Consider the following 2,059-nt stretch of genomic DNA (forward strand, 5'->3'; position numbering starts at 1 on the left):
CTAACCTATTCGAGATTTGGGGAGGTACTCCTTTTTCTATGCCTAAAAAACCTTGTTACAGCAAGGGGTTAGAATTATGAAATTGATTCAATTAAAGATTTATAAGCCACTTCAAAGACCGGCTTTCATCAGACTAATTTAATACAGAAAGCGTTTGGTTTATCTTTTGAATTTTCTAATAGAGCGATTAAGGGCTGAAACATGGGTCATCATAGCAACTCTGACCGAAGATTCATGAGCATTATACGGGTCTTTTTCCCTGTTTTTTCTTTGAATTGATGTAAATTTTAGAATTATCCAATATAAAAATTTTGATTTATTAACCGAGAGGAACTATCATCATGAATAACATTAACGTGGAAATTACAGTAGTCGGTGAATATTCAACATATGAACAGCTTTATGCTGAGGCTGAAAAACTACCTAAAACAATACGTCTGCAATGGATTAAGGCTTTAAAGATAGTTAAGAAGAATCTCAATAATGAGAAGATTTATTTTCTTTCATCAGCTGCTTTTAGTGGTACCACAATGGGCTATTTGTTTGTTACGGACACAAAGTCAATATTAGCTGAAATAAGGCCTTTTGGAAAAATAAGACCTCATGAGATAAAGTATTCAGATTACTCAGAAATCGATCATGATATTCTTAAAGCATTAGGTATGACGGCATCTTTAATTGAATTTAAAAAAAGTGGATTTTTGAGAAGTAAGAAAATTAGAATCACTCATATTCCTCTAAATGAATTTGAAAATATTTTCAAGTTCATTAAAAGGCATTATAGTTAAATTTTTTACATGATGAATAATTAACTCTTAATACGAATTTAGAGGAATTCCCCCTCTGAAACTTTATTAGTTTTTTATGGTAGAGGGTTGCGTCGAAGTGATTGTAAGCTATCCGGATTGAATAAAAGGATATTTCTAGGTAGCATAGAAATTATCTCTCGTATGAAAGATTAGTCCTAAAAGGGGGTTCTCAATCTTGCTGAGAACACCCTTTTAGGTAACTTAAATGCTAGAACCGGTCGAATCTTGCTGCTTTGAAACAGTTATTTTGGAGAAAATGATTGTTTTCTCCATCTGCTCAATGATGCTATTTAACATGTTATCCGTAATTTTTATCGGATAGTAACCAGCTCTATCGCGTAAAATGTTTTCAATAATCCAAGCCTTTCGTGTCCAATAACGATAATTTTTTGCACCTTCATCTTGTCCGGACTTGAATTTCCAAGGTTGCAATCGGCTCCTTTATTAACCACTCGGAGCAGATTGTATGTGCGGTTAAACGCCGTGATACAGAAAGAGCTGCAGGGCGAAAAAGGGAAAAGGAGTAATACCTTTTATTTGATAGTAGTGGGTCCAGGAAGAGCAGTCCCCCTGATGTAAGGGAATGAACGATCCCTGACGGTACAAGAAGCCATCCTACGGCACCTTTACGGTAACCTATGATGACAATCATACATCGACGTAAATCTAGTTAATGATTTCAAACAGAAAGCTTGAATAGATCCTGGGTTAATAAAATTACCCAAAAGACGAAAAAGCCAATACCCATACGCACAGTTTGTTAAGATGCGGAAATTGCCAATGCCCTAGGATTTTACAAATACGCAAAATCGATGGTAACGGCTTAAGATCGGAGTGATAAACATTGAGTGATAGAGTACGGGTCGAAGTCACTTTTAATGAAAAAAAACATGCAGATATCCTAGAAGCCATGAAGCAATATGGGAGCCAAGCTGGTTTCCTCAAATTTGCTGCTGTTTACTTCTTAAATGCCACAAAAAACGAAGGTGCTACTGCTGCTCCAGCACCTAAACAAAGCACTTAGCAGCCTGTTACAGAACCTAAAACTGCAACACCAGCAACAGAAAAACGTCGAAAACTCCCTCCAGGTATTGGAGGACAAGCGTTTACTTCTCGTATGAAAGATTAGCCGAAAAAGGGTGTTCTCCTGGAGAACACCCTTCAGATTGTAGACAAAAGGCATTCGGAATGTATACATTCTGAATGCCTTTTGTCATTTCTACTTCTTTTCATGAATAAATCAGACCGGT

The 2,059-nt window shown here is 36.4% G+C and carries 3 protein-coding genes; 2 read left to right on the forward strand and 1 reads right to left on the reverse strand.

All coding sequences use genetic code 11. The features are described from left to right. Positions 1-341: 341 nt before the first annotated feature. Positions 342-788, forward strand: a complete 447-nt coding sequence (locus tag GQY27_RS21120) for a PH domain-containing protein (RefSeq protein ID WP_160037234.1) — start codon at positions 342-344, stop codon at positions 786-788. 222 nt (positions 789-1,010) lie between these two features. Here GQY27_RS21120 and GQY27_RS21125 read toward each other — a convergent pair whose 3' ends face one another. Continuing rightward, a complete protein-coding gene (locus GQY27_RS21125; protein ID WP_160037235.1) occupies positions 1,011-1,241 on the reverse strand; it encodes a hypothetical protein in 231 nt (76 codons plus the stop codon). A gap of 412 nt (positions 1,242-1,653) precedes the next feature. Between GQY27_RS21125 and GQY27_RS21130 the strand changes: the two genes are divergently transcribed. Further along, positions 1,654-1,833, forward strand: a complete 180-nt coding sequence (locus GQY27_RS21130) for a hypothetical protein (RefSeq protein ID WP_160037236.1) — start codon at positions 1,654-1,656, stop codon at positions 1,831-1,833. Positions 1,834-2,059: the final 226 nt, after the last annotated feature.

It is taken from the genome of Paenibacillus sp. An7, assembly GCF_009870785.1.
Taxonomy (GTDB): domain Bacteria; phylum Bacillota; class Bacilli; order Paenibacillales; family Paenibacillaceae; genus Paenibacillus.

Coding starts and splice junctions, on each gene's coding strand:
- GQY27_RS21120 (WP_160037234.1), top strand. CDS start 342: ATGAATAACATTAACGTGGAAATTACAGTAGTCGGTGAATATTCAACA.